The sequence below is a fragment of the Pseudomonas sp. 3-2 genome (genome assembly GCF_019710535.1).
GTDB classification, from domain to species: Bacteria; Pseudomonadota; Gammaproteobacteria; order Pseudomonadales; family Pseudomonadaceae; genus Aquipseudomonas; species Aquipseudomonas pharyngis.
Genome location: NZ_CP081200.1, coordinates 3,501,888 through 3,526,949, shown reverse-complemented (window position 1 = coordinate 3,526,949; position 25,062 = coordinate 3,501,888). Strand labels below are relative to the sequence as shown.

Sequence of the window (25,062 nt, the reverse complement as noted above, 5' to 3'; positions counted from 1 at the left end):
GCGACTGGCAGCATGAGGGGCATTGGAACTGGAGAATTCGCATGAAAATCGTCATCGCCCCCGATTCGTTCAAGGACAGCCTGAGTGCCCAAGGCGTTGCAGAAGCCATTGCGCTGGGCCTGGCGCAGGTCTGGCCGCAGGCGACGCTGGTCAAGTGCCCGATGGCTGACGGTGGCGAAGGCACGGTGGAGTCGATTCTCGCCGCGTGCGAAGGCGTACTGCGCCGCACTCGCGTACGTGGCCCGTTGGGCGCAGCGGTCGAAGCCGCTTGGGGCTGGTTGCCACACAACCACACCGCAATCATCGAAATGGCCGAGGCCAGCGGCTTGCAACTGGTGCCGCCGGGGCAGCGCGATGCCTGTATCAGCAGCACCTTCGGCACCGGTGAGCTGATCCGCGCCGCGCTGGATGCCGGCGCGCAGCGAGTCATTCTGGCCATCGGCGGCAGTGCCACCAACGACGGTGGCGCCGGCGCCATGCAAGCGTTGGGCGTGAAACTGCTGGATGCTCAAGGGCAATCGCTGGTGCCGGGAGGTCTGGCGTTGGCGCAACTCGCACGTCTGGACCTGAGCGAGCTCGACCCGCGTCTGACGCAAGTGCGTTTCGACATCGCCGCCGATGTCAACAATCCGCTGTGCGGCCCCCACGGCGCGTCGGCGATTTTCGGCCCGCAGAAGGGTGCATCCCCGGCGCAAGTGCAACAACTGGATCAGGCCCTCGGTCACTTCGCCGAGCTCTGCGCGCAAGCGCTGGGCAAGGATGCACGGGATGAACCGGGCAGCGGTGCCGCAGGTGGATTGGGTTTTGCTGCCAAGGCGTTTCTCGGTGCGCGATTCCAAGCCGGTGTCGAAGTGGTCGCCGAGCTGGTCGGACTGGCCGAAGCTGTGAAGGGCGCGGATCTGGTGATTACCGGAGAAGGGCGCTTCGATGCCCAGACCCTGCGCGGCAAAACCCCGTTTGGCGTGGCGCGGATCGCCAAGCAACACGGCGTACCGGTGATCGTCATTGCCGGTACGTTGGGCGAGGGCTATCAAGCGCTCTACGATCACGGCATCGACGCTGCATTCGCCGTCACCAGCGGCCCGATGACCCTCGAACAGGCCTGCGCTGAAGCTCCACGTCTATTGCGCGAACGCGCCACCGACATCGCTCGCGTCTGGCGCCTGGCATCCCCGACCTGACCTGTCATCCATCATCTAAAACAACGGGTGTTTCATCGCTGAAACACCTGCAGCGCCGTGAAAAATATTTCATCTTTCCCCGCAAACTTCCTCAAGCCTGGCCGATACAGAAATCAGGCGCACACAAGATTTTCCAAAACAGTGACGCCGGAACGAAGCCCGCCCACGGGCCCGTGATAACGGCATGGACGCTCGTAGTTTCAACTATCCGAGAGTCCTCCTATGTCCCTGCGTAATCTGAATATCGCGCCCCGTGCCTTCCTCGGTTTTGCCTTCATTGCCTTGTTGGTGATCGTGCTCGGCGTGTTCGCCGTCAATCGCATGTCGATCATCCGTCAGGCTTCCCTGGAGATGGACTCGACGCAGTTGCCAAGCGTCACCCAACTCGCGGTGGTGACGGAGAACGTGTTGCGCCTGCGGATTCTCTCGTTCCGCATTCTGGTCAACCGCGAACCGGCCGGTTTGCAGGAAGCCCAGACCCGCATCGGTGTGCTGGTGGACAAGGTACGCGCTGCCCAGGCCAGTTACGCGGTACTGCCGGCCGGCCCGGAGGAACGCGCGTTATATCAGGAGTTTTCGACGACTCTCGACAACTACGTGCAGGCGCAGAACCAGATGATGGAGCTGTCGCGCCAGGACAAGCTCGACGAGATGCGCGCCCTGATCAACACGAAGATCAAGGACGGCACCGACAAGATGGGCGAACAACTCAACAAGCTGATCGCGATCAACGCCGCCGACGCGAAGACCGCTTCCACTCAGGCGGGTGAGTATTACAACAGTGCCATTACCGGCATCATCGCCGTGTCTGTAATTGCCGCGTTGTTGACCGTATTGCTGGCCTGGCTGCTGACCCGCAGCATCGTCACCCCGCTGAACCGCGCCGTCGCTGCCGCGCAAACCATCGCTGGCGGCAACCTGACCAAAGCCATCGAAATCGACGGCAAGGACGAACCGGCGCGCCTGCTTGAAGCGCTGGCGGCGATGCAGACCAACCTGCGCAAAACCATCGAACAGATCGCCGGCTCCGCCACGCAACTGGGCGCTGCTGCCGAAGAACTGAGCGCCGTGACCGAAGAAGCGTCCCGTGGCTTGCAACAGCAGAACGACGAAATCGAACAGGCCGCCACCGCCGTCAACGAAATGACCGCTGCGGTGGAAGAGGTGGCACGCAACGCAGTATCGACCTCCGAAGCTTCGAACCAGTCGACCCACGCCGCCCGTGAAGGTCGCGATCAGGTGGTGAAAACCGTCGACGCGATCCAGACCATGACCCACGACGTGCAGAACACCGCGCAAATGATCGAAGGCCTGGCCGCTCAGGGCCGCGACATCGGCAAGGTGCTGGACGTGATCCGCGCCATCGCCGAACAGACCAACCTGCTGGCGCTCAACGCCGCCATCGAAGCGGCCCGTGCCGGTGAAGCCGGGCGCGGATTCGCGGTGGTAGCGGACGAAGTTCGCGCACTGGCCCATCGCACTGCGCAATCGACCCAGGAAATCGAAAAAATGGTCGCCGGCATCCAGAACGGAACCGGTGAAGCGGTCGAGTCGATGCAGCAAAGCAACCAGCGCACCCAGACCACCCTGGAAATGGCCCGCGCCGCCGGTGTTGCACTGGAGCAGATCACCCAATCGATTCACCAGATCAACGAGCGCAACCTGGTGATCGCCAGCGCCTCGGAAGAGCAGGCGCAGGTGTCCCGCGAGGTCGACCGCAATCTGGTCAACATCCGCGATCTGGCCACCCAATCGGCCGCCGGCGCCAACCAGACCAGCGCCTCGACCCACGAACTGTCGCGTCTGGCGGTGGATTTGAATGCGATGGTGGCGCGCTTTGTGATTTGACCTAGGGTGAAGGCTGGAGACCGCGCAATCAGGAGACGTACATGCGCTATTCAGCCTTGACCCAACGAATCGCCGGGGAGGGAGCCGCGGCCTGGCGGATTCACGACCGAGCGCTGGAGCTGCGCGCCGAAGGGATTGATGTGTTGCTGCTGTCCGTGGGTGATCCGGATTTCGATACGCCGCTGCCGATCATCCACGGCGCCATCGACAGCCTGCTGGCGGGCGATACCCATTATTCCGACGTGCGCGGCCGGCTGGAGCTGCGCAAGCAGATCGCCGAGCGCCATCGGCGCAACAGCGGCCAGGACGTCGATGCCGAGCATGTGATCGTGTTGCCCGGCGCGCAATGCGCGGTGTATTCGGTGGCGCAATGTCTGCTGGATCCGGGCGATGAAGTGATCGTCGCCGAACCGATGTACGTGACCTACGAAGGCGTGTTCGGTGCCTGCGGCGCAACCGTGGTGCCGGTGCCGGTTCGTCCGGAGAATGGTTTTCGCGTCGACCCGGCGGATGTCGCGGCGCGGATCACTCCCAGGACACGCGCCATTTTGCTCAACAGTCCCAACAATCCTTCCGGTGCGAGCCTGTCGCTGCTGATCTGGCAAGAGCTGGCAGCGCTGTGCATCCGTCATGACTTGTGGCTGATCAGCGATGAGGTCTACAGCGAATTGTTATACGAAGGCGAGCACGTCAGCCCGGCGAGCCTGCCGGGCATGGCCGAGCGCACGGCGACCATTAACAGCCTATCCAAATCCCATGCCATGACCGGGTGGCGGATCGGCTGGATGATCGGGCCGAAACCCTTGGCCGAGCATCTGGTGAATCTGTCGCTGAGCATGTTGTTCGGGTTGCCGGATTTTGTGCAGAAAGCGGCGCAGATAGCGCTGGAGAAAGATCTGCCGGAAGTGACGCAGATGCGCGAGGAATACCGCTTGCGTCGGGATCTGGTGTGCGAGCGGTTGCGTGGGTGTCCTGGGTTGTACCCGATCAAGCCGGATGGCGGGATGTTTGTAATGGTCGACGTGCGCCAGACCGGGCTCGGCGCGCAGGACTTTGCCGAGCGCCTGCTGGAGGGGTATGGGGTTTCGGTGCTGGCAGGGGAAGCGTTCGGGCCCAGTGCGGCGGGGCATATTCGCATCGGGCTGGTGGTGGATAGAGTGAAACTGGCGGATGCGTGTTCGCGGATTGCCTTTTGTGCTGGGCAGCTTCTGCAAGTGCGCAGTGCCTGAATTTTTTGCACCGACAGTACCGGCCCCTTCGACGGGCCGGTACAAGCGCTGAAAGCTTCAGCTCTGCCAAGCTGATGAGTTCACCAGATTCATCGGCTTCTCCCCAGCCAACGCCACCAACAGATTCTCCACCGCACACCGCGCCATCGCCTCGCGCGTCTCATGGGTCGCCGAGCCCATGTGCGGTGTCGCCACCACGTTGTTCAGCTGCAACAACGGCGAGTCATGATTCAGCGGCTCACGCTCGAACACATCCAGCCCCGCCGCGCGAATCCGGTTATGGCGCAAGGTGTCGATCAGCGCCGCCTCGTCCACCACCTTGCCCCGGGAAATATTGATGAAGATGCTGTCCGGCCGCATCAACGCAAACTGTTCGGCGCCAATCAAACCTTCAGTCTGCGCTGTCAGCGGCAAGGTCAGGCAGATGAAATCCGCCTGCTGCAACAGATCCTCCAGACTGCGGTACTGCGCATCAAAGCGCGCCTCGACCGCCGGTTTACGCGACTGGCTGTGATAGATCACCGGCATCCCGAACCCGAAATGCCCACGCTGGGCCAGCGCCTCGCCGATTCGCCCCATACCGATGATGCCCAGGGTCTTGCCGTGCACATCGGTGCCGAAATGCGCCGGGCCGATGCTGCGGTGCCAGTGACCGCCGCGCACCATGTTTGCCAGTTCCACCACGCGCCGGGCGGTGGCCAGGATCAACGCGAAACCGGTGTCGGCAGTGGTTTCGGTGAGCACGTCCGGGGTATTGGTCAGCAGGATTTTGCGCCGGGTCAGGTAGTCGATGTCGTAGTTGTCGACGCCCACCGAGACGCTGGAAATCGCTTCCAGCTGCGGTGCCAGATCGAGCAGCGCCGCGTCCAGTTTCAGGCTCGCGCCGAGCAAGCCGTGGGCACCGGGCAGGGCGTCGCGCAGTTTCATCAGGCCGTCGGCGTCGAGGCTGTCGATCAGCGTCACATTGACCTGTTCCTCAAGGCGCGCCATCAGCGCCGGCGATAGTTTCTTGTACAACACAACCTGCTTTTTCATCGCAGTCATCTCTCTATCAATTCAGGAATGGGCCGGCTGCGGACGCGGTGCGACGCGCTTGGCCGTCACCCGGTCGCTGGCGCCGGGCTTGAGAAAAATCGTCAGCACCACCGAGAGCATCAGTGCGCCGCTCATCAACAAGTACGAAGCGCCGGGCGAACCGGTGGAGCTGTTCAGGTAGCCGACCAGATACGAGCCGCCGAACGAACCGAGGGCGCCCATGCTGTTGATCAGCGCCATCGCACCGCCGGCGACATTGGCCGGCAGGATCTCGGGGACGATGGCGAAGAACGGCCCGTAAGGCGCGTACATGCAGGCGCCAGCGATCACCAGCAGCGTGTACGACCACCAGAAATGCTCCGCGCCCAAGGCGTAGGAGCCGTAGAACGCCACCGAGGCAATCAGCAGCGGCGGCCAGACGAAGCGTTTGCGCTTTTGCAGTTTGTCCGAGCCCCAGGACACCAGCAGCATGCCGATCACTGCCGCCAGATAAGGCAGGGCCGACAGCCAGCCGGCCTCGATCATGTCCATCTGCGCGCCGGCCTTGAGGATCGACGGCAGCCACAACACGAAGCCGTAGACGCCAATGCTCCAGCAGAAAAATTGCAGCGCCAGAATGATCACCTTCGGCGAACGGAAGGCTTCGGCGTAGTTCTTCACCGCTTTGATCCCGACCTGTTCGGCCGCCAGCGCGCTTTCCAGATCGTGCTTTTCCTGGTCGTTGAGCCACTTGGCCTGGGCCGGACGATCATCGGCCAGCTTCCACCAGATAAAGGCCCAAAGGACTGCCGGCAGACCTTCGATGATGAACATCCAGCGCCAGCTGAAATGCTGCACCAGATAGCCCGAGACCACCGACATCCACAGCATGGTTACCGGGTTGCCGAGGATCAGGAAGGTGTTGGCCCGCGAGCGTTCGGCGCGGGTGAACCAGTGGCACAGGTACACCAGCATCGCCGGCATCACCGCCGCTTCGACCACGCCGAGCATGAAGCGGATGACAATCAGCCAATAGGCGTTGGAGACCACGCCGGTCAGCGTGGCGAGCCCGCCCCAGAGGATCAGGCTGACGAAAATCAGCTTCTTCACGCTGTGTTTTTGCGCGTAGATCGCGCCGGGCACCTGGAAGAAAAAGTAACCGAGGAAGAACAGCGCGCCGAGCAGCGAGGACAGGCCCGGCGTGATCATCAGGTCGGCGGCCATCCCGGAGGCGGCGGCGAACCCGTAATTGGCCCGGTCCAGGTACGCCAGGCTGTAGGTGATGAACACGATCGGCATGATGTACCACCAGCGGCGGGTGGCGAGGGTTGCGGTTTTCATGGTCTTGCTCCTGAGCTTGTTGTTTTTGTCGCAGCAGGTTCAAAAAATGTTGTGTCTGTTATGCCCCCTTCGCGAGCAAGCTCGCTCCCACAATGTCCGTGGCGTACACAAGACCTGTGGGAGCGAGCTTGCTCGCGAAGGCGGCCTCGAATTCAGCGGTGAGTTCGGATCGGGTGGGCAGTCCCTCCATGTCGCCACGGCTCTGCACCGCACGGCTGCCAATCCAGTTGGCGCGTCTGACCGCCTCGGGAAAACTCTGGTGCTCCAGCAGGGCGCTGATCATCCCCACCGCAAATCCGTCCCCGGCACCCACCGTATCGACCACGGTCTGGACCGGCACGCCGGCGACAAACCCTTGATCCAGATGGGTGCGGTAATACGCACCCTGCGGCCCGAGTTTGATCGCCACGGCTTCGGCACCTTGATCGAGATAAAACGCCGCGATATCCGCCGGGTCTTCAAATCCGGTCAGCAAGCGACCTTCGCTCAACCCCGGCAACACCCAGTGGGCGAGGGCGGCGAGGCGGTTGATCTCGGTGATCATCTCCCGCTGACTGGTCCACAGGCTCGGGCGCAGGTTCGGGTCGAACGACACACTGCGCCCGGCATTGCGCATGCGGGTCATCAGTTCACGGGACATTTCCCGCGCCGACGCGGACAGCGCCGGCGGAATACCGGTGGCGTGCAGGTGCCGGGCGCTTAATAACGTCGGGTTGATCGACTGCGGTGACAGATGACTGGCCGCCGAGCCGCGACGGAAGTACTCGACCGTCGGATCGCTGCCGTCATCGTTGCGCGACTTCAGCTGGAAACCGGTCGGGTGCGCGTTGTCGACTTCGACATGGCTGCAATCCAGCCCCTCGCGGGCCAGGTTTTCGACGACAAATCGTCCCAGCGAATCAGCACCGACCCGGCTCAGCCACGCGACCCTGAAGCCCAGCCGCGACAAGCCGATGGCGACGTTGCTGTCGGCCCCGGCAATCCGTTTGTGAAACTGCTCGACCGCTGCCAGATCGCCGCTCTGTTCGGCGACAAACATGGCCATGGTTTCGCCGAACGACAGAATATCGATCTCAGACATGAGCAGGCTCCAGACGGGATTGGCCGAGGCGGGCGAGGGCGGCGACGTGTTCGGTGGTGAGTTGCACCAGGTCATTGCCCTGCAACGGGTATTCGGCGGCGCGCATAACGCCTTGGGCCATGTGCCGCAGCAGTTGTTCCCACAGATGCAGGTCAGTGGCGGAGGGCGGCACGGCCACCAGTTTGCCGTCGGCGCGGCGGGCCACGGCTTTGCAATGCACGTAACCGACATGACGGCCCAACAAGCGTGCGGCGCTGGTGGCGGACTGGTCTTGCCACTGCCAGTTGCCGATGTCGAAGGTCATCTTGATCGGCAGGTTGTGCTGCTCGACGGCGGCGAAGAAACGCTGGAACGGCTCGATGCGACCGCCGTGCAGGGTCTGGTCGTTTTCCACCAAAAGCTGAACAGGACTATGCGCAAGGATTTGCGCGAGCGTCTGCAAATCGTTGTTGCCGGTGAAAAAACCGAGGGAAACCTTCAGCCACTTGGAATGGAAAACCTCGGCATTTTGCAGCGCGGTGATGAGTTCGGGATTGGGTCGCGACTGACCGGCCAGCCACAGTTCGGTGGGTGAGGAATAGATGCTCTGCAGGCCTTGAGCGTGTGTGGCGGTGGCGAGTAGATCGGGGATTTCGTTGGTCAGCAGTTCTTCGCGCCACTCGATGCGATTGGCCCCGGCAGCGGCCAGCACCTCGATGAACGAAGCCTGACCATTGCGGCGAACGAGGTCAGCGCCGTAGCTGGACAGGCTGATGGAAACGGCAGGTTTAGTCACTTGGGCAAAAGAGTCATGATCCGTGCATGACACATGGGTCGAGCCTTGGTTGGGGAAATTGCTGGAAACGGCGGGTTTATTCATTGTTATTTACCTCTGAAACCGGTTTTATTTTTGTTCAAAAAAAATCAGCCAAGGCTGTGTTGTTCTTTTTGGCCTCATCGCTGGCAAGCCAGCTCCCACAGATAGCGGGTCGCTCACAAATCTCAGGTACACCCCAATACCTGTGGGAGCGGGCTTGCCCGCGAAGAGGCCGTATTAGTCACTACAAAACCCACGGGTCGAACCGCGCTCAATAAGCACCGGCGCAAAATCCAGTGTCCGCGCCGCTTCATCATTCCCACGCAACCGCTTGAGCAAACACTCAAACGCCTGCGCCCCGATCTCGGCAGTTGGCTGGGCAAGGGCAGTAATCCCGCTACCCACCAACGGATACCAATCCAGATCATCCAGCGCGATCAGCCCGATATCCTCGAACAACCGGCAGCCAATCTCGCGAAGGGCCAAATTGCAAGCCAGCGCCGCCACGCCGTTGGCGCAGAACAGGGCTTTCGGGCCGTTAGCAGTTGTGTTCAAAAAGGTTTGAAGGTCTTTAACCAGACTGGAGCCGGTTTCCAGCACTGCACCGCGCATGTCTTCGCGCTGGCCAATCTGCTGCTGAAAGCTGCTGACCCGCTCGATCCGCGAACTGGTGCCGTCATAGGGTTCGGTCACCAGCAGTACATCGCGATAGCCGCGCTGCTGCAGATGTTCGAGCGCCATCTCGATGGCTTGCGGGTTGTTCAGCCCGACCATGTCGCTTTCCAGCCCATCGACCTTGCGATCCACCAGCACCAGCGGCATTTCCCGCTTCAACTCATCCAGCTCATCCCGGTGATGGCCCAGAGTGTTCACGATCAGCCCTTCGATGTTGTACGAGCGCAACAGCGCCAGGTGCTGGCGTTCTTGCTCGTCATCGCGGTCGGTGTTGCACACCACGAGGCTGTAGCCGTGCCGACGGCAGGCGGTTTCCACGCCGTGCATCACGGCAATCGAGTAAGGGTTGCGGATATCGGCCACCAGCATGCCGATCAAGCGCGTGCGGCCGCGTTTCAAACCACGGGCCATCTGATTGGGGCGATAGCCGAGTTCGGCAATCGCCTGCTCGATGCGCTGGGCAATGGCATCGGAGAGCAGGGCGCGATCATCGCCGATGAAGCGCGAGACGCTGGCCTTGGACACGCCAGCGTGTTCGGCAACGTCGAGCATGGTGACGCGGCTGCGCTGGGCGGCGGAGAAATCGTTCACGGTGATGGACCTTGTTTTTATGTCTGTGCAGCAACTGAAACAGAAGCTGAAACCGGTTTCAGTTGGCCTGAAAAATTACTCCCTCGTCAAGTTTGCTTGATGGGTGTTTTGGATTCGCAGTGAGGTTATTCCGACGGGTGGTCGTTTTACCTGTCAGATCTGACAGTATGCAGCGGCAGGAAGTCGGCGCTTAATCAACCATAAGACGCGATTGAACGACTTGTGCATTGACAACACTTTCGCCAGAGAAAATACCCATGTCAAAGCCTGATCAGCAGATAACTGCCGCACCTCTAAAAATAGACGGTGTAAGTGATATCGATCCGGCGAAGATACCGTTCGAGGTTTTAATAAGCGGGACTGTCGGACGACTGCCAGCTTGGCCAAATTTTCCTGTGCAACCGGCTCCGGGCCAGCCAGCGGACTATTACATTTTGCATGTTTACTGGTTTCAAAATGGCAACGAGACAGAGATTTTTACCGAGACCTATACGTACCTTGACTATAAACCCGAGTTTACATTTTCAATAACACCAGAGCATATAAGCGTTGATGGCTCTGCACTTCTTTATTACATTCTGGAGGGGCGTAACGGTAATGAGGATCCTTCGCCAAAGCGTTCCCTGATCATCGACCACACGTTGGTACCGTCGCTTCATGGGCCGGAATTTCCTGATGCAAACATTCATGGTGAGTTGAACTGTTATTCCTTGACGCCTGTCTCGCAAAAAATTCGAGTAAAGATACTACCTGAGTCGGTATTTGCCGATCAGGATGAGTTTGAGCTTGATTGGCAAGGTTTTGCATCTATAACCGGCGTACCACCCGCACTCACGCCGATTCATAAGTTTAAAAAAACGATCACCGGAAGCGATCCTGCTAATGGATTTATTGTCGATATTGCGTTTGATCCCTATGTTAAACCAATGGTAAGTGGTCATTCCGGAGCAGCCCAGTACACGATATGTCGAAATGGAGTTCCAGTTTATAGGTCTCGCAGAAGTGTAGTAAAAATTGAACGGATGATTGCAGGTGAACCTATTCCATGCGGGGGGTTTCCTTGAGTTTTTCACTATAGAAAATTGATGTATCTGAAGAAGTTGTGCCCTGGGCTACAGCAATTTAAGTTTCCCATTGTGCAGTTCTGGGTTTGTTGCTGAACGTCTTGGATTGTCTGTCTTACATGGAGAAACCAAAATGAATGTTAAAGCCACAACAACTGGCGGTCAGACGCTGACGTCGGTTGAACTCGCCAAACAGTCGCGTTTTGCATTGCGTACTGCCAGTTCAAATCTCGGAGCAAGGCTACCCGATCCCCCGATTGTAGGGTTGCTGGCGCGTAGACTGGTCCCGAAGACAATCCTGGATTCAGGAACCTTGCAAGTACAATTTCTAACGAACACGATTCAGGATCCGCAGGACGGTGATGAGTGGGAGTTGTGGCAGAGAAAGGGCACTACCGGAACAGAAACAATGGTCGACAATGACACTCTGGGCAATGTCGCGGGTCGTCCTGCGGAAGTTCTTATTGACATCCCTACGGCAGCACTTCTGGATGATGATATGGTGCGGTCTTCGACAGCCTGGCAGTTTCAGCTAAGGCAATTCAAAGGGACCGATGGCAATGAAGATAAATCCAATTGGCTGATTGCAGAAGTTGATAGGAATCCACCCGAAGTTGATAAGGTGTCCGGTACGAAATTTCAACCGGAAAGAGCGATTTATCAAAACCTCCCGAGCAAAACAATTGACGAGGATTGGCTGGCGAATAATTTGACTTTAAAACTTCAGGTCAGTCGAATCTATGAGTTCTATAGTGACGATGACACGATCGATGTTTACTATGGTGAAAACTATGGCACAGGTGGCACGTTGCTCCTGAGTCAAGCATTGATTGCGGATATAGTCGATATTCCATCAAGCGAACTGCCAAAAGTGGATGGGTTCAATTACCTCTGGTACACATTGAAAGACTTGACGGGGAATGTAAGCGAGCCATCTATTGCGAACGATTTTACGGTTTCTCGCATTCCACCTCCCACGCTTCACGATTGCGAATTCCCGCAGGGTATCTCACCGGATCCGATTGATCTGAATGATTTGCAGGGAACGGTTTATCTGAACGTCCGTCGCCCGGACAATGCACGAAATACTGATCGTATTTCTCCGACTGTATCCAATGGCTCTCTCTCAATCGGCTTGGGTACTTTACCGCTGAATAATGCCAATCTATTGCAATTCCAGATATCACTCAGCAGATTACTGGCACTTTGGAATAACGCCACAGCACCCGTACCGATCACGGGCAGATATAATTTCCTTCGCGGAATAGAGCCGGCAGTGCCTTCCGTCGACGTCAATTCTGTACTCAATCTCCTGTACCCTGGCCCGGTAAATCCGGGTTTTCCGGATATCAAAAATCCAAAGATGGTCAAAGTTGAGGTTAGGGGTGCCTCAGACAAGCTGAACCATATCACCTCGAGTGATCGACTTGCGGATGTGACAATCAGTACGCCGATGAAGGAAGTAGCCGATCCCTGGGTGCCGGTAACGGGGGACGTTGCGCGACTCTGGATCAATGGCGCTGAAGTTTTCGATCTGGATTTGACACCGACGACGACGCTCTTGACCCATACGATGACACCTGCTGAATTTGATGCCGTGATTGGAGCGCCTGGTAAAAAATATGCCTACTGGACGATTGAGAATCCTGCGCTCAGCTCGGCTGTCATGGAGTCATCAGAGACTGAAGTCCAGGTAGATCTGGCAACAGTCGATCTGCCAGAGCCTAGAGTTCGGCTCTTTAATGGTTTCGTCTCCTGCAGATATTTGACGCGGCCAGATTTTGAATTGCCGGTTACTGTAGATATCGATACCACGCTCATGCCGGAGGGTACCATCGTTACGGTTTATTCACAGGGGTATGAAGACGCACTGGGCACCAAGCCAGTTAAAGATACCGATTTTAAGGATACTTACACGGTTACAGGTAGTGAGAATCCATCGGAGTTTGTGTTGAATGTAAAACCTTATTTGACCAGGTTGAAGCCTATTCAACCTCCGAACGGTTCCGGGTTGCCCAACGGTTATATCAAAGTCTGGTATTCGATATTGATCGCCGGTCACCCAAATCCTTCAGAAGAGTTTTTCAATGAGGTTTCCTTGCTGAACGGTGATTTCAAATACTGTGACGAGGTTAACCCATAACGAAATAAAATCGCCTGTCGGGAACCAGGTTTTCCGACAGGCTCCTTTCATTCAGCCCGGAAAATTTTCCGCAGGTATTCACAGACTTCTCCTACAGACCATCACGAAGTGGACCTGTAGGCTAACGCCGCCGTGGGTGAAGGATCTTTACCCGTTCAAATAGCATCGTCGTTCCTTCGGGAGGACTGAATTTGGGTACTTTTACTATGTGGCAAATCACACATGTGGCTTCCAGCGTAAGGACGGCAATCTGGCTGACGAGCTCATCATTCTGTTTCTCATTGTTAGCCAGCGGTTCTGCTACTGCCGGGGGGCTCGTTGGTGGCCCGCCTCACACCGTCAACAACGGTGACAATGAGGAATCATGGCAGCTCTCACAGAATGCAACGTTGAATATCAATCAAGCCCGGACGTTTGATATTAGCGCCCAGCAATCTCAAGTGAATGCCACCGGTGCACGGACTCAGCAGATTTCCGCAGGCGCAGGTTCGGATGTGCGTCTGGCAGGGACTACGGTGAGCGGCGGTAATGCACGTGCCGGGCTTGAACTCCTCAACAGTACCGCGACCATTTCGGGCAACAGTATTATTTCGAGCAATCGTCTCGGGTTGCAGGCAGCCCGCAACACCAGTACCTCGACCGGGTCAAGTGCGACTGTCAGCGATAGCATCATTACTGGCGTAACGGGCGGCGCACGCGCGACGGCATTCAGCAATCTCACTTTTTCCAACTCCTCGATCACAGGTACTGGCGCTGCCAGTTCTGGTGTGAGCCTTCTGAGCGGGACTGCATCTGCCAGCAACAACACGCAAATTTCGGGTGGACAGAACGGTGTAACACTGGGGCTTGAAGGGGCCGGACTCCCGGCGAGCCAATTGCATCTGGATCGTTCGAGCGTGGAGGGCCAGAGCGGATCGGCCATCGTCGTTGACTACGCGGACCTCTCCGCGCCTGCTTCATCGATCGATGTTTCAAACGGTTCGACACTGAAGGGGGGTAATGGAACTGTTCTTGAGGTCAGGCGCGCCGGCAATGTCAGCATGAACGTTGACCGAAGTGACCTGACGGGTAACGTACTGGTATCAGATAGCAGTGTGGCCGCATTGAGTTTTTCTCAGGGATCGCTGACCGGTGATGTGAAAGCGGATACCGGAGCGACTGCCTCGGTGGCTCTTGCGCAAGGTTCGCAATTGACCGGCGCCATGGCGGGGGTGGCGTCGTCCACCATTGATTCCTCATCGCGCTGGAACATGACGGACAATAGTCAGGTCGGAAACCTGATTCTGAACGGTGGCACGGTCAAGATCGGCACCGATAGCGCTTTTCATCAATTGGACGTGCAGAACCTCTCCGGTAACGGCGTGTTTGAAATGAATGTCAATTTCGCGACGAACCAGGCCGACACCCTGAACGTCACGGGTACAGCCACTGGCAATCATCAACTGCTGGTAAACAGTTCCGGAGCAGAGCCGGCCAGCGGACAACCCGTGCAATTGGTACGCACTGCACAAGGAGACGCCAGTTTCTCCCTGGCGAATGTCAATGGCGAAGTCGATCGCGGTGCGTTTGTCTACGGATTGAAACAGAGCGACAGTGGTCACGACTGGTTTCTCGACCCGACTGCCCGAAATGTCAGCCCATCCACGCGAGCGGTAACAGCGCTGTTCAACACCGCCATTACGGTGTTGGATGGGGAGGCGATGTCACTCCGCAGTCGCATGGGAGAGGTCCGATTCAACCAGGATAAGTCCGGTGCCTGGGGCAGAGTTTATGGCAGCAAGATCAACGTCTCCGACGCCTTTGGTGATGGGTACCAGCAGAGCCAGCAAGGCTTCACACTGGGCGCCGATGCGCCTTTACGCCTGGGTGCCGGGCAGTGGCTGCTCGGAGTGATGGCCGGGCGCAGTACCTCGAATCTGGACTTGCATCGAGGAACCAGTGGCACGATCACTAGCAGTTACATAGGTTCGTACCTGACCTTCATCGATGAAACGAGTGGTTACTATGTCGATAGCGTTGTAAAGCTCAACCACTTCCAGAACGAGGCTAAAGTCGGCATGACCGATGGCTCGCGGTCAAAGGGCGATTATGACAACAACGGTATCAGTGGATCGGTCGAAGCCGGCCGTCATATAAAGCTTGATCGTGGATCCTTCTTGGAGCCCTTTATTCTGGGTTCTGCTGCTGTAATCAAGGGCAAGGATTACGGTCTGGATAATGGCTTGAGCGTTAAGGGTGACCGTACCCGCTCATTGCGCGGCAAAGTGGGTGTTACGGCTGGACGCGATGTGAAACTGATTAACGGCGCAACCGTGCAGCCCTATGTTCGCTTGGCGCTTGCTCACGAGTTCTCCAAAAACAATGAGGTCAAGGTCAACAACAATGTGTTCAATAACGACCTTTCCGGGTCTCGTGGCGAGTTGGGGGGCGGTGTAGCGTACAATTTGTCGGAGCGCTGGCAGGCGCATGTAGAACTCGAATACATGAGTGGTAAAAATATAGAGATGCCTTTGGGAGGAACCGTGGGGGTTCAATACAAATGGTAGAGCACTGGCGCAGGCTCACGTAACAAAAGGAAGGCCCTGGTTTATTAGCCAGGGCCTTTTTTCACATCTTCAGCTGAGCCAGGTATCAAAATTCGCAGTGCAAGGAAACGTGCCACTACCATCGGCTTTGGTGACATCGGCTGTGAAGGATCCGCTGAACTGATTTTCGGCAATGTCCAGCTTGTAACTCAGAATTCCGCCAGTCGCTTTTTGCAGTGTCGGATTCTCCGGATCTTCGTAGTTGTTAAAGATCACGTTCGAATCAAGATCGTCGTCGGTTATTGAAATTCTACCCTCGAGCGTGCTTTTCTTGAACACGATCGTAAATGTTCGTGCATAAGTGTTCTGGCGATCATATGCAATCACCATGTATACGTCCCCTCTACCGGGAGTTGTGGACTCTTCAAGCACAGTGTACAAGGCCTTGAATGTTGATCCATTTTCCAGGTTAGCTGTGAATTCTTCCCTGGGTGCTAACTGACTACTGTAGTTGTTTTTTCTGACTGCGCTGCTCATGAGTCAAGTCTCCGATTGTTCTGTCAGGGGTTTCCACGCCGAAACACTTGAACGGACATGGATAACCTATATAAGGCCTGCTCGCGCGCTTTGTCTACTGTCGGATATTACAGCTATGAAAATCGAATTTTTTGTGGTTGGAATAAGTTTGAGGGGGCGTCGCTGTCTAAAAGACGCAGGAAATGTATTCGTTATTACAAATCGGATAAATAACTATTTGTGATGCATGTCCTTTCTCAATATAAACGTTCGTTTATCGGCATGTAGAGCGCAGCCAAACTCAGCCAAACAAACCTGCCGCAATATTGATCGAGAACCCCAGAATCGCTGTGTTGAACACAAAACCGATCAATGACTGTGCCAGCACGATCTTGCGGATTTCCCGCGTTGCCACGCCAACGTCCGCCGTCTGCACCGCCACTCCGATGGTGAACGAGAAGTACAGAAAGTCCCAATAGTTGGGCGTCGTCAGACCTTCGGCAAAGCGCAGTGCCGGCTCCTTGCCGTCCCAGGTGTAAAACAGGCGGGCGTAGTGGACGCTGAAGATCACCCCGATCAGCAGCCATGAGCCGATGACCGTCAGCGCGGTAAATCCGTAGTGGAGGAGTTTGCGGGTGGTTTCCAGATCCTTGCTGCCGGCCAGTTCCAGGGTGATGGTCGCCAGGCTGGCCAGCGCCGCAATACACACCACGAACAGCACCAGCCCGGCGTTTTCATCTTCGACGACGGCTATTTGCTTGACGTCCGGCGCCTTGGCCCGAGAGGTGAGCCAGAGCATCAGGGCCAAATAGGTCCAGACCCCAGCATTCCAGCCGATGAGAATTTTGCTGATGACAGAATCGGCAGGCACTAGCAGGCCGACGGCAAGGCCGAAGAGGGCAGCGGCAGAGAGGCGAGGGTGGGTGCGAGCGAGAAAGCGCATGGAGGGCTCGATGGGCCAGGGTGGTTCAGACACCTTAGCTCAGCGCTGACAGGTGTGGCCACAATGCCGGATGTTTGCAAATCCCTGTGGGAGCGAGCTTGCTCGCGAATGCGTCCGGTCAGCCAACATCCACTTTGAATGTGTCGACGCTTTCGCGAGCAAGCTCGCTTGTATGTTTAGACTTGAAGGGGTGGGCGGGACTAAAAGCTCGATTCCGACTCTAGCCAGTACGGACCGTGGGAGACTTCTCGTCCCGCCCTTTCTACCTAAAGCGCCGATAAGGAATTCATCGGTAAAACCGACGATAGAGGCAAGCCAGCGCTACGGTAGACCCCGACAAGCTCTTAAACCCTAGCTCCGAGGATTCGTCATGACAATCCTTACCTCGCCAACGGTGATTGGTGTCGATGTGGCCAAGGCCGAAATCGTCGTTTATCGCGAAGATCTGAAAATCATCCAGGCCATCAACAACGACCGCACATCTGTAGGTCATTGGCTGAAGACCCTGCCCGCCCAAAGCTCAATCGCCCTGGAAGCCACTAATCTCTACCACCTGGACACGGCCGAACTGGCCCATGGTATGGGGCATCGGGTTTACATCGTGGACCCTTACCGGGTGAGCCATTACCGCGAAAGCATCGGTCAGCGTGCAAAAACCGACCCTTGTGATGCACGTCTTCTGGCGCGTTATCTAACCAGTGAACAGCATCGGCTGCGGGTCTGGAACCCACCACCGCGGCACTACACAGTGTTGAAAAGTCTGCTTAACAAGCGTGCACAGCTGATGAAGGTCCGAGTCAGTATCAAGCTGAGCTGGTCAACCGAACCTCTTCTTGAAGATCTTTTGGCCGATGGGTTGAAGCATTTCAAACAGCTGGATCAGGCCATTCAGGAGTTGCTTCGTAAAGTCAGCCAAGAAGCCGGAATTAGTGAAAACATCAGACGCTGCAAAGCGATTGAAGGAGTTGGTGAACTCACGGCAACGGGCCTGGCAACTACATACATGCGAGGTGAGTTCGCCAGCGCCGATGCGTTCATCGCCTTTCTGGGAATGGACTTGAAGGCAAAAGACTCAGGTAAGAAACACAGTCCTCGCCACTTGAGCAAAAAAGGTGACGGGGAATTACGGCGTCTTGCACACAATGCAGCTATGGCAGCTTGTCGGTCCCCTGTCTGGAAACCGTTCTATGAGTCCTATCTGGCAAGAGGTCTAGCCAGAACCCAAGCCTTGGTCATCCTCGCCCGCAAGCTTTGCCGGGTGGCATTCGCCCTCATGAAAAACCAGAGCGAATACCAACCGAATTTAAGGTTGCAGGGTTCCCCTGCAACATAGAATCTCCCACATTTGAGATCAGTGGGGTTTGGTGAATCGTTGTACGAGCTTTATGACGACAACAAAGAACACTGGTACAAAGATCACCGCCAACGTCGCCGTGATCATCCCGCCAATCACCCCGGTTCCAATCGCCTGCTGACTCGCCGAACTTGCGCCCGTGGCAATCGCCAGCGGCACCACGCCCAGAATGAACGCCAGCGAAGTCATGACAATCGGCCGCAACCGCAGGCGCGCGGCTTGCAGCGTAGCGTCGATCAGATCGTGACCTTCGTCATACAGGCTCTTGGCAAACTCGATGATCAGGATCGCGTTCTTCGCCGACAGGCCGATTATGGTGATCAGCCCGACTTTGAAGAACACATCGTTGGGCATCCCGCGCAAAGTCACCGCCAGCACCGCACCGAGCACGCCGAGCGGTACAACGAGCAGCACGGAAGTCGGAATCGACCAGCTCTCGTACAACGCCGCCAGACACAGGAACACGATCAGCAGCGACAGCCCGAGCAGAATCGGTGCCTGACTGCCGGACAAACGCTCCTGCAACGACAGACCAGTCCATTCCTGACCCAGACCTTTCGGCCCTTGCGCCACCAGCCGTTCGATTTCCGCCATGGCTTCGCCGGTACTGTGGCCGGGTTTCGGCTCACCGGAAATCGAGATTGCCGGGTAGCCGTTGTAACGGGTCAGTTGCGCCGGGCCTTGAGTCCATGTGGCTCGCACGAATGCCGACAGCGGCACCATTTTCCCGGCGTCATTGCGCACGTGCATTTTCAGCAAGTCATCGACCTGACTGCGACGATCACCTTCAGCCTGGACAACAACCCGTTGCATCCGCCCCTGATTGGGGAAGTCATTGACGTACGAGGAGCCGATGGCGGTGGACAGCACGTTGCCGACGTCGGCGAAGGAAATCCCAAGTGCATTGGCCTGCTTGCGATCCACTTCCAGCTGCACTTGCGGCGCTTCGGCCAGCGCACTTTCACGCACGTTCATCAGGATCGGGCTTTTCTCGGCGGCCGCGAGCAACTGGGTGCGAGCCTCCATCAAGGTCGCATGACCGAGGCCGCCGCGATCCTGCAGGCGGAACTCGAAGCCGCTGGACGTACCCAAACCATCCACCGGCGGCGGCAGCACGGCGAACGCCACGGCGTCCTTGATCTGGCTCAGGGCGATGTTGGCGCGGTCGGCAATCGAGCTTGCCGAGTCGTCGCTGCCGCGATGCGACCAGTCCTTGAGCGTGGTGAACGCCAGCGCGGCGTTCTGCCCGCTACCGGAAAAACTGAAACCGAGAATCACGGTGCTGTCGCCCACACCCGGTTCGCCGGCGTTGTGCGCTTCGATCTGCTCGACCACCTGCACCGTGCGGTTCTTGCTCGCACCGGGTGGCAGTTGAATGTCGGTGATGGTGTAACCCTGATCCTCGACCGGCAGGAACGAGGAGGGCAGGCGCGCGAAGCACAGGCCCAGACCGATCAGCAACACAACGTAGATCAGCAGGTAACGACCGGTGCGTTTCAGCGCGTAACCCACCCAGCCCTGATAACGATCAGTCAGTTGCTCGAAGCGGCGGTTGAACCAGCCGAAGAACCCGGTTTTCTCGTGATGTTCGCCCTTGGCGATCGGCTTGAGCAAGGTGGCGCACAGCGCCGGGGTCAAGGTCAGGGCGAGGAACGCCGAGAACAGGATCGAGGTGGCCATCGACAGCGAGAACTGGCGGTAGATGACACCCACCGAACCCTGCATGAAGGCCATCGGAATGAACACCGCCACCAGCACCAGCGTAATGCCGATGATCGCCCCGGTGATCTGGCTCATCGCCTTGCGCGTTGCTTCTTTGGGCGACAGGCCTTCGGTGGCCATGATCCGTTCGACGTTCTCCACCACCACGATGGCGTCGTCCACCAGAATGCCGATGGCCAGCACCATGCCGAACATGGTCAGCACATTGATCGAGAACCCCAGCGCGAGCATGGTCGCGAAGGTGCCCATCAGCGCCACCGGCACCACCAGCGTCGGGATCAGGGTGTAGCGGATGTTCTGCAGGAACAGGAACATCACCGCAAACACCAGCAGCATCGCTTCGCCGAGGGTGTAGACCACTTTGGTGATCGAGACCTTCACGAATGGCGACGTGTCGTAAGGAATCTTGTATTCCACGCCCGCCGGGAAGTAGCGCGACAGTTCATCCATCTTCGCCCGGATCAAGGTCGCGGTGCTGAGGGCGTTGGCGCCCGGCGACAGTTGCACACCGACGGCGGTGGACGGCTTGCCGTTAAGACGGGTGCCGAACTGGTATTCCTGGCTGCCGATTTCGACCCGCGCCACATCCTTGATGCGCACGGTGGAGCCGTCCGGGTTGGCCTTGAGCACGATGTCGGCGAACTCTTCCGGCGTCGAAAGCTGACCCTTGACCAGAATCGTCGCGGTGATTTCCTGAGTGCTCGGGTTCGGCAGATCGCCGATGCTGCCGGCTGACACCTGGGCGTTCTGCGCGACGATGGCGGCGTTGACGTCAGCGGGTGTCAGGTTGAAACCGATCAGCTTCTGCGGATCGACCCAGATCCGCATCGCCCGCTCGGCGCCGTACAACTGGGCCTTGCCGACACCGTCGATGCGCTTGATCTCGTTCATCACGTTGCGCGCCAGGTAATCGCTGAGCGCCACGTCGTCGAGCTTGCCGTCGCTGGAGGTCAAAGTGATCAGCAACAGGAAGCCGGCGGAGACTTTCTCCACCTGCAAACCTTGCTGATTGACCGCTTGCGGCAGGCGTGACTCGACTACCTTCAGGCGATTCTGCACATCAACCTGCGCCAGCTCCGGGTTGGTGCCCGGCTGGAACGTCGCCTTGATCGTGGCGCTGCCGAGGCTGCTCTGGGATTCGAAATACAGCAGCTGATCAGCGCCGTTGAGCTCTTCCTCGATCAGGCTGACCACGCTTTCATCGACGGTCTGCGCCGAGGCGCCCGGGTACACGGCATAGATTTCGATCTGCGGCGGCGCGACGTCGGGGTATTGCGCCACCGGCAATTGCGGGATGGCCAGCGCACCGGCCAACAGGATGAACAACGCGACGACCCAGGCGAACACCGGGCGGTCGATAAAGAACTGCGGCATAGAAGAGCGTCCTGCTTACTGACCAGAGGTCTGGGCAAGTGGAAGAGGGGTGTCGTCGATCTGCACCACTTCGCCCGGACGGGCGTGTTGCAGGCCTTCGATGACAATGCGGTCGCCGGCCTTCAGGCCACCGGTGACGATCCAGCGGTCGTTCTGCACAGCGCCAAGCTGCACCGGCTGCTGGGCAACACGCATCTGATCGTCGACAGTCAGGACTTGCGCCACACCGGCGCTGTCTCGCTGCACCGCGCGTTGCGGCACGGTGAGACCGTGCTGGATCACGCCTTGTTCCAGGCGCACGCGAACGTAGCTGCCGGGCAACAGATCGAGATCCGGGTTGGGGAACTCGCTGCGCAGGATGATCTGCCCGGTGCCCGGATCGACCGTGATGTCGCTGAACAGCAACTTGCCCGGCAACGGATAGAGGCTGCCGTCGTCCTGAATCAGCGTGGCCTTGACCTGATCCTGACCGACCTGCTGCAACTGGCCGGAACGAAATGCCCGGCGCAGTTCATTCAATTCGCGGGTCGACTGGGTGAGGTCGGCGTGGATCGGGTTCAGTTGCTGGATCAGCGCCATGGGCGTGGTTTCGTTCTGGCCGACCAGCGCGCCTTCGGTCACCAGAGCACGACCGACGCGCCCGGAAATCGGCGCGGTGACGGTGGCGTAGCCCAGATTCAGCTTCGCCCGCTCGACGGCAGCCTTGTTGGCGGCCACGTCGGCGGCGGTCTGCCGGGCGTTGGCGCGGGCGTTGTCATAGTCCTGAGCGCTGATGGCCTTGTCTTCGATCAACTGGGCGTAGCGCTGCTCCTGCAGTTTTGCCTGGAACGCGTTGGCCTCGGCCTTGCGCAGCGCGGCTTCGGCGCTATCGAGGTCGGCCTTGAACGGCGCCGGATCAATGCGGAACAGCACGTCGCCCTTTTTCACGTCGCTGCCTTCGCGGTAGGTACGTTGCAGTACCACGCCGGCGACCCGGGCGCGGACTTCGGCAATGCGCGGCGCGGCAATCCGCCCGCTCAGTTCGCTGCTGATCGACAGGGGGTGCGCCTCAAGGGTTTCGATCCGCACGGTGGCCGGCGGCGCCTGTTCCTCGGCGTTCGAGGATTTATCACAGGCACTCAGCGTCAGCGCCAATACGATCAGGCCGAGACCGGCCAGCAGATTCTTCGACATGTACAACCCCCAATATTGATCTGCGCATCCTACGGACAGTCAGCGAGGGTAGCGGTGAAGCTTTGTAGGTGCTGTGTGAAATTGTGTAAGGGTTTTGCTCAGGGACGGGTGAGGGCGTATATCCTTTACGCCTTGATATTTATTGCGACAGATAAACCGCCTTCGCGGGCAAGTCGAAGAAGCTCTGCCAGTCGCCACAGCACTTTCTGGATCATCAATGCCCAACATTCTTCTGGTCGAAGACGACACCGCCCTCGCCGAACTGATTTCCAGCTATCTGGAGCGCAACGGTTATTCCGTCAGCGTGATCGGCCGTGGCGACCATGTGCGCGAACGGGCGCGGCTGAGTCCTCCGGACCTGGTGATTCTCGACCTGATGCTGCCGGGCCTCGACGGTTTGCAGGTCTGTCGCCTGCTGCGCGCCGACTCGGCAACGCTGCCGATCCTGATGCTCACCGCCCGCGACGACAGCCACGATCAGGTACTGGGCCTGGAAATGGGCGCCGACGATTACGTCACCAAACCCTGCGAGCCGCGCGTCCTGCTGGCTCGGGTGCGCACATTGCTGCGGCGCAGCAGCCTCGGCGAGCCGATGACCGCCAACGACCGCATCCTGATGGGCAATCTGTGCATCGATTTATCGGAGCGCACGGTGACCTGGCGTGAACAACCGGTCGAGCTGTCCAGCGGCGAATACAACCTGCTGGTGGTGCTGGCCCGTCACGCCGGTGAAGTGCTGAGCCGCGACCAGATTCTGCAACGTCTGCGCGGCATCGAATTCAACGGCACCGACCGCTCGGTAGACGTAGCGATTTCCAAACTGCGACGCAAGTTCGACGACCACGCCGGCGAGGCGCGGAAGATCAAGACTGTGTGGGGCAAGGGTTATCTGTTCAGCCGTTCCGAGTGGGAATGCTGATTCGATGTTCAGAATCCTGTTTCGCCTCTATCTGGTAACGATCGTTTCCTACAGCGCGGCGATCTATCTGGTGCCGGATCTGGTGGTGATGGCGTTCAAGCAGCGATTCGTCACCTACAACCTCGACTATTCCCGTGGCCTGCAATCGTTGATCACCAAGCAGTTTCGCGCGGTGCCGCAGGATCAGTGGCCGGCACTGGCGGCGTCGATGGACAAGGATTTCCAGCCGCTGCACATCGTGCTCGCCCGTATCGATGACCCTGGCTTCACCGCCATCGAGCAAGAGCGTCTGCGGCGTGGCGAGAACATGGTGCGGGTGGGCGACTGGGGCTGGCGCACGCTGGCGGTCACGCCACTTAACGACGAAATGGCGGTGCAGATGGTGGTGCCGCCGGATCCGATGGACGTGAACCTGTTGTACTGGAGCATCAACGTGCTGATCGGCGCGAGTCTGCTGGCGTGCCTGTTGCTCTGGTTTCGTCCGCACTGGCGCGACCTGGAACGCCTCAAGGGAACCGCCGAACGTTTCGGCAAGGGCCATTTGAGCGAGCGCACGCAAATTGGCCCAAGCTCCAACATCGGCAGCCTGGCCAACGTGTTCGACACCATGGCCGGCGACATCGAAAACCTGCTCAACCAGCAGCGGGACCTGCTCAACGCCGTGTCCCACGAATTGCGCACGCCGCTGACCCGCCTGGACTTCGGCCTGGCGCTGGCGCTGTCCGATGACTTGCCGCAAGCCAGCCGCGAACGCCTGCAAGGGCTGGTCGCGCACATCCGCGAACTGGATGAGCTGGTGCTGGAGTTGCTGTCCTACAGTCGCCTGCAGAATCCGGCGAAGTTGCCGGAGCAGGTCGAAGTGTCGCTGGACGAGTTCATCGACAGCATTCTGGGCAGCGTCGACGAAGAGCTGGAATCTCCGGAAATCGTCATCGATGTGCTGCTGCACAATCAGCTGGAACGTTTCACCCTCGACCCACGCCTGACGGCCCGTGCGATTCAAAACTTGCTGCGCAACGCCATGCGCTACTGCGAAAAACGCATTCAGATTGGCGTGCAGGTTTGTCCGAAGGGCTGTGAGATCTGGGTGGATGATGACGGGATCGGCATTCCGGAAGACGAGCGGGAGCGGATTTTCGAGCCGTTCTATCGACTGGATCGCAGCCGTGACCGGGCGACCGGCGGGTTTGGTCTGGGACTGGCCATCAGCCGTCGGGCGCTGGAGGCCCAGGGCGGGACGTTGACGGTGGAGGGTTCGCCGTTGGGTGGGGCGCGGTTCAGGCTATGGCTGCCAACCCCGGCGTGGCCGGGTCCTTGACCGTGACTCGTAGCGTTACCCTCGAACACATGAATGCTGGCTGCGAGTCGGACTTGTTGCAGTTGAGAAAAGTGCGACTGTAAAGGGTGTTGAATTGCGCCGCGATGGCCGGGCCGCTGAGTACTTGCGCGCCGTTGACATTGATCGTATCGGCCGGCGGAGTCGCCACTTTTGCGCAACCGACCAGCAGAGCCAACAGTAGTAAGTTGATTATCTTGTACATGACCGGATCACCGGCCCGTGTAAACGGGCCGG

19 protein-coding genes are annotated in these 25,062 nt (G+C 58.4%); 9 read left to right on the top strand and 10 right to left on the bottom strand.

Annotation, left to right across the window (positions count from 1 at the left end; genetic code table 11):
* Positions 1–41: 41 nt before the first annotated feature.
* The 3 genes from K3819_RS15815 to K3819_RS15805 all read left to right on the top strand — a co-directional run bounded on the left by K3819_RS15815 (position 42) and on the right by K3819_RS15805 (position 4,258).
* The gene (locus K3819_RS15815) at positions 42–1,181 is read left to right on the top strand and encodes a glycerate kinase (protein WP_221397431.1); all 1,140 of its coding nucleotides are present in this window, start codon (positions 42–44) and stop codon (positions 1,179–1,181) included.
* Between the two features lie 222 nt (positions 1,182–1,403).
* Complete coding sequence (locus K3819_RS15810; RefSeq protein ID WP_221397430.1) at positions 1,404–3,029, top strand: methyl-accepting chemotaxis protein; 1,626 nt, start codon at positions 1,404–1,406, stop codon at positions 3,027–3,029.
* A 41-nt stretch (positions 3,030–3,070) separates the two neighbouring features.
* Positions 3,071–4,258 (top strand): pyridoxal phosphate-dependent aminotransferase, encoded by a 1,188-nt coding sequence (locus K3819_RS15805; protein ID WP_221397429.1) that lies wholly within the window; start codon positions 3,071–3,073, stop codon positions 4,256–4,258.
* Between the two features lie 57 nt (positions 4,259–4,315).
* On the opposite strand, the gene K3819_RS15800 is transcribed toward K3819_RS15805, so the two are convergent.
* The 5 genes from K3819_RS15800 to K3819_RS15780 form a co-directional block, all read right to left on the bottom strand.
* Positions 4,316–5,293: a D-glycerate dehydrogenase gene (locus tag K3819_RS15800; protein WP_221397428.1), complete on the bottom strand. Its 978-nt coding sequence runs from the start codon at positions 5,291–5,293 to the stop codon at positions 4,316–4,318.
* Between the two features lie 21 nt (positions 5,294–5,314).
* Entirely contained in the window at positions 5,315–6,613 is a 1,299-nt protein-coding gene (locus tag K3819_RS15795) for an MFS transporter (RefSeq protein ID WP_085610399.1), read from the bottom strand.
* 58 nt (positions 6,614–6,671) lie between these two features.
* Positions 6,672–7,694 carry a sugar kinase gene (locus K3819_RS15790; RefSeq protein ID WP_221397427.1) on the bottom strand — a complete coding sequence of 341 codons (1,023 nt, stop codon included), beginning with the start codon at positions 7,692–7,694 and terminating at the stop codon, positions 6,672–6,674.
* Positions 7,687–8,469, bottom strand: coding sequence for a sugar phosphate isomerase/epimerase (locus K3819_RS15785; RefSeq protein WP_221399709.1), 783 nt, complete (start codon positions 8,467–8,469; stop codon positions 7,687–7,689). The genes K3819_RS15790 and K3819_RS15785 overlap by 8 nt, the downstream gene beginning before the upstream one ends.
* Positions 8,470–8,727: 258 nt before the next feature.
* Positions 8,728–9,756 carry a LacI family DNA-binding transcriptional regulator gene (locus tag K3819_RS15780; RefSeq protein WP_311736281.1) on the bottom strand — a complete coding sequence of 343 codons (1,029 nt, stop codon included), beginning with the start codon at positions 9,754–9,756 and terminating at the stop codon, positions 8,728–8,730.
* A gap of 257 nt (positions 9,757–10,013) precedes the next feature.
* Here K3819_RS15780 and K3819_RS15775 point away from each other — a divergent pair, with 257 nt between their 5' ends.
* The 3 genes from K3819_RS15775 (at position 10,014) to K3819_RS15765 (ending at position 15,509) form a co-directional block, all read left to right on the top strand.
* Entirely contained in the window at positions 10,014–10,820 is an 807-nt protein-coding gene (locus K3819_RS15775) for a hypothetical protein (RefSeq protein ID WP_221397426.1), read from the top strand.
* Between the two features lie 133 nt (positions 10,821–10,953).
* On the top strand, positions 10,954–12,963 hold the full coding sequence (locus K3819_RS15770) for a hypothetical protein (protein ID WP_085610395.1): 2,010 nt from the start codon (positions 10,954–10,956) through the stop codon (positions 12,961–12,963).
* A 191-nt stretch (positions 12,964–13,154) separates the two neighbouring features.
* Positions 13,155–15,509, top strand: coding sequence for an autotransporter outer membrane beta-barrel domain-containing protein (locus K3819_RS15765; protein ID WP_221397425.1), 2,355 nt, complete (start codon positions 13,155–13,157; stop codon positions 15,507–15,509).
* 69 nt (positions 15,510–15,578) lie between these two features.
* Here the strand turns inward: K3819_RS15765 and K3819_RS15760 are convergent, their stop codons facing one another.
* The gene (locus K3819_RS15760) at positions 15,579–16,025 is read right to left on the bottom strand and encodes a hypothetical protein (RefSeq protein ID WP_221397424.1); all 447 of its coding nucleotides are present in this window, start codon (positions 16,023–16,025) and stop codon (positions 15,579–15,581) included.
* Between the two features lie 280 nt (positions 16,026–16,305).
* The gene (locus K3819_RS15755; RefSeq protein ID WP_085610392.1) at positions 16,306–16,947 is read right to left on the bottom strand and encodes a DUF1345 domain-containing protein; all 642 of its coding nucleotides are present in this window, start codon (positions 16,945–16,947) and stop codon (positions 16,306–16,308) included.
* A gap of 370 nt (positions 16,948–17,317) precedes the next feature.
* Between K3819_RS15755 and K3819_RS15750 the strand changes: the two genes are divergently transcribed.
* Entirely contained in the window at positions 17,318–18,280 is a 963-nt protein-coding gene (locus K3819_RS15750; RefSeq protein WP_221397423.1) for a transposase, read from the top strand.
* Between the two features lie 18 nt (positions 18,281–18,298).
* Here K3819_RS15750 and K3819_RS15745 read toward each other — a convergent pair whose 3' ends face one another.
* The gene (locus K3819_RS15745) at positions 18,299–21,397 is read right to left on the bottom strand and encodes an efflux RND transporter permease subunit (RefSeq protein ID WP_221397422.1); all 3,099 of its coding nucleotides are present in this window, start codon (positions 21,395–21,397) and stop codon (positions 18,299–18,301) included.
* A gap of 15 nt (positions 21,398–21,412) precedes the next feature.
* The gene (locus K3819_RS15740; RefSeq protein WP_221397421.1) at positions 21,413–22,570 is read right to left on the bottom strand and encodes an efflux RND transporter periplasmic adaptor subunit; all 1,158 of its coding nucleotides are present in this window, start codon (positions 22,568–22,570) and stop codon (positions 21,413–21,415) included.
* Between the two features lie 217 nt (positions 22,571–22,787).
* On the opposite strand from K3819_RS15740, the gene K3819_RS15735 reads away from it, so the two are divergent.
* The gene (locus K3819_RS15735; RefSeq protein WP_039768681.1) at positions 22,788–23,489 is read left to right on the top strand and encodes a response regulator transcription factor; all 702 of its coding nucleotides are present in this window, start codon (positions 22,788–22,790) and stop codon (positions 23,487–23,489) included.
* A gap of 4 nt (positions 23,490–23,493) precedes the next feature.
* Positions 23,494–24,807, top strand: a complete 1,314-nt coding sequence (locus K3819_RS15730) for an ATP-binding protein (RefSeq protein WP_085610389.1) — start codon at positions 23,494–23,496, stop codon at positions 24,805–24,807.
* Here the strand turns inward: K3819_RS15730 and K3819_RS15725 are convergent.
* Positions 24,767–25,030, bottom strand: coding sequence for a hypothetical protein (locus K3819_RS15725; protein ID WP_178076439.1), 264 nt, complete (start codon positions 25,028–25,030; stop codon positions 24,767–24,769). The genes K3819_RS15730 and K3819_RS15725 overlap by 41 nt on opposite strands.
* Between the last annotated feature and the right edge of the window lie 32 nt (positions 25,031–25,062).

Coding starts and splice junctions, on each gene's coding strand:
- K3819_RS15815 (WP_221397431.1), top strand. CDS start 42: ATGAAAATCGTCATCGCCCCCGATTCGTTCAAGGACAGCCTGAGTGCC.
- K3819_RS15810 (WP_221397430.1), top strand. CDS start 1,404: ATGTCCCTGCGTAATCTGAATATCGCGCCCCGTGCCTTCCTCGGTTTT.
- K3819_RS15805 (WP_221397429.1), top strand. CDS start 3,071: ATGCGCTATTCAGCCTTGACCCAACGAATCGCCGGGGAGGGAGCCGCG.
- K3819_RS15800 (WP_221397428.1), bottom strand. CDS start 5,293: ATGAAAAAGCAGGTTGTGTTGTACAAGAAACTATCGCCGGCGCTGATG.
- K3819_RS15795 (WP_085610399.1), bottom strand. CDS start 6,613: ATGAAAACCGCAACCCTCGCCACCCGCCGCTGGTGGTACATCATGCCG.
- K3819_RS15790 (WP_221397427.1), bottom strand. CDS start 7,694: ATGTCTGAGATCGATATTCTGTCGTTCGGCGAAACCATGGCCATGTTT.
- K3819_RS15775 (WP_221397426.1), top strand. CDS start 10,014: ATGTCAAAGCCTGATCAGCAGATAACTGCCGCACCTCTAAAAATAGAC.
- K3819_RS15770 (WP_085610395.1), top strand. CDS start 10,954: ATGAATGTTAAAGCCACAACAACTGGCGGTCAGACGCTGACGTCGGTT.
- K3819_RS15760 (WP_221397424.1), bottom strand. CDS start 16,025: ATGAGCAGCGCAGTCAGAAAAAACAACTACAGTAGTCAGTTAGCACCC.
- K3819_RS15755 (WP_085610392.1), bottom strand. CDS start 16,947: ATGCGCTTTCTCGCTCGCACCCACCCTCGCCTCTCTGCCGCTGCCCTC.
- K3819_RS15750 (WP_221397423.1), top strand. CDS start 17,318: ATGACAATCCTTACCTCGCCAACGGTGATTGGTGTCGATGTGGCCAAG.
- K3819_RS15745 (WP_221397422.1), bottom strand. CDS start 21,397: ATGCCGCAGTTCTTTATCGACCGCCCGGTGTTCGCCTGGGTCGTCGCG.
- K3819_RS15740 (WP_221397421.1), bottom strand. CDS start 22,570: ATGTCGAAGAATCTGCTGGCCGGTCTCGGCCTGATCGTATTGGCGCTG.
- K3819_RS15735 (WP_039768681.1), top strand. CDS start 22,788: ATGCCCAACATTCTTCTGGTCGAAGACGACACCGCCCTCGCCGAACTG.
- K3819_RS15730 (WP_085610389.1), top strand. CDS start 23,494: ATGTTCAGAATCCTGTTTCGCCTCTATCTGGTAACGATCGTTTCCTAC.
- K3819_RS15725 (WP_178076439.1), bottom strand. CDS start 25,030: ATGTACAAGATAATCAACTTACTACTGTTGGCTCTGCTGGTCGGTTGC.